Source organism: Caulobacter sp. D5 (assembly GCF_003185805.1).
In the GTDB taxonomy this organism is placed as follows: domain Bacteria; phylum Pseudomonadota; class Alphaproteobacteria; order Caulobacterales; family Caulobacteraceae; genus Caulobacter.
The window spans coordinates 1-2,117 of sequence record NZ_QHJY01000480.1 but is presented as its reverse complement, the minus strand read 5'-3'; the positions used below and the strand labels follow the sequence as shown (position 1 = coordinate 2,117).

Genomic DNA, 2,117 nt, shown 5'->3' with positions numbered 1-2,117 from the left:
GCGCAAACGCCCCTGCCCGGCCAGCCAGTCCAGGGTCGCGGCCTGGTCCTCCAGCCGCGTGCGCCAGACGGCGGCCTGGTCGTAGGCCTCGCGCTGCGGGTGGTCGGTGCTGTCGACATGCAGGGGCGCGGCGACCAGCAGGCACCGCGCCGCCCAGCCTTCCAGCAAGGCCGCGTACTTGCCCGGCGCCGAGAAGGCCCCGTGCGAGAAGGAAACCGCGGCCCGGGCCGGCCCGGCGGGCCGCGCCACGGCGAGACCCACGGTGCGATCGCCGACGGCGATCTCGACGATGTCCAGGCTCATCAGACGACCGCGCAGACCGTCTTCCATTCCAGGTAGCCGTCGAGGGCGACCTGGCCGCTGTCGCGCCCCCAGCCCGAGGCCTTGACCCCGCCGATCGGCAGGGCGTTGTCGTACATCGAGTGGCAGTTGATCCACACCGTGCCGGCCTTGATGCGGCGCGACAGGCGGTGGGCGTGCGACAGGCTTTCCGTCCAGAGGCTGGCCGCGAGGCCGTATTCGCTGTCGTTGGCGGCGGCCACCACCTCGTCGATCTCGTCATAGGCCTGGACGACCAACACCGGGCCGAACACCTCCTCGCGGACGATGGCCATGTCTGGGGTTACCCGCGCCACCACGGCCGGGGTGACGAACGTGCCCTCGTCGCCGCCCTGCACGCCGCCGGTCAGCACCTCGGCGCCCGCAGCCGCCGCGCCGGCGACGAAACCGGCCACGCGGTCGGCCTGCTTGCGCGACACCAGCGGGCCCATGTGGGTGGCCGGATCCAGGCCATGGCCCAGCTGCAGCCCCTTGGCCTGCGCCGCCACGCCCTCGACCACCCGGTCGTAGATCGAGCGGTGGGCGTAGAGCCGCGAGCCGGCCACGCACACCTGGCCGGCGTTGAAGAAGATGGCGTTGGCCGCGCCCGGGATGGCCAGGTCCAGGTCGGCGTCGGGCAGGATCACCACCGGCGACTTGCCGCCCAGCTCCAGGCTGACCTTCTTGAGGTTGCCCTTGGCCGCGTCGAGGATCGCCCGCCCGGTCGGGGTCGAGCCGGTGAAGGCCACCTTGTCGACGTCCTGGTGCGCGGCCAGGGCCGCGCCCGCCTCGCCGCCCAGGCCCGTGACCAGGTTCAGCACGCCCGCCGGGAAGCCGGCCTGCTGCACCAGCTCGGCCAGGCGCACGGCGGTCAGCGAGGTGTCTTCGGCGGGCTTCAGCACCACGGTGCAGCCGGCCGCCAGGGCCGGCGCCAGCTTCATGGCCGTCAGCACCAGCGGGGAGTTCCACGGCACGATGGCGGCGACCACGCCAACCGGCTCGCGCAGGGTCCAGCTGGCCATCTGCTTGCCGGCCGGCTGGTAGTTGATCGAGCTGTCGATCGTGCGGCCCTCGATGGCCGTCGCCAGGCCCGCATAGTAGCGGAACTGGTTCACCGCCCCCGGGATCTCGGCCCAGCGGCCGACATACAGCGGCTTGCCCTGGTCCAGCGTCTCCAGCTCGGCCAGCTCGTCGATATTGGCCTCGATCAGGTCGGCCAGGGTCCACAGCAGGCGCGAGCGCTGCATGGGGGTCAACGAGGGCCATTCGCCGCCGTCGAAGGCCTTGCGCGCCGCCGCGACAGCCGCATCCACGTCGGCCGCCCCGCCCTTGGCGATCTCGGCCAGGATGACGCCGGTGGCCGGGTCCTTGGTCGGGAAGGTGTCGCCGCCATGGGCGTCGACCCAGGCCCCGCCGATGAACAGCTGCTTGCGACGCTTGGCGAGGAAGGCCTTCGCCCCCTCCGTCTGAGGTTCGACCGAACGGACGACGAAGGTCATGGCGCATTCCCCGGGACGCTGAAATTCCAGGCTCGACGCTAGTCCTCGCGACCTCGATTCACAGGGGTCACAGAACGCCTATCCGCTGTGCGGGCGCCTTTGCGCGCAACCGTTTGCGAACCGCGCTAGAGCCTAGGGTCACGGGGTTTTCAGTGACGGTTTCCGGGGGCTTGGGATGACGACGATGAACGGACGCGGCGTGGACGAGATCCACGGCTACGCCCCCTTGCGACCCGTCGCCGGCGCGGCCGCGCCCGACGCCGCGCCGGTCATCGCCGGCGGCGTCGCGCAGGCCGCCCT

The 2,117-nt window shown here is 72.0% G+C and carries 1 protein-coding gene and 1 pseudogene; both read right to left on the bottom strand.

Going from position 1 to position 2,117, the window contains the following annotated elements; all coding sequences use genetic code 11:
* Positions 1–303: pseudogene (locus DMC18_RS24040) on the bottom strand (hypothetical protein); the annotation flags it as partial.
* The gene (locus DMC18_RS24035; RefSeq protein WP_110121737.1) at positions 303–1,817 is read right to left on the bottom strand and encodes an aldehyde dehydrogenase; all 1,515 of its coding nucleotides are present in this window, start codon (positions 1,815–1,817) and stop codon (positions 303–305) included. The pseudogene DMC18_RS24040 and the gene DMC18_RS24035, both read right to left, overlap by 1 nt.
* Positions 1,818–2,117: the final 300 nt, after the last annotated feature.

Bases quoted from the DNA above. Each gene is read 5' to 3' on its own strand.
- DMC18_RS24035 (WP_110121737.1), bottom strand. From the start codon at position 1,817: ATGACCTTCGTCGTCCGTTCGGTCGAACCTCAGACGGAGGGGGCGAAG.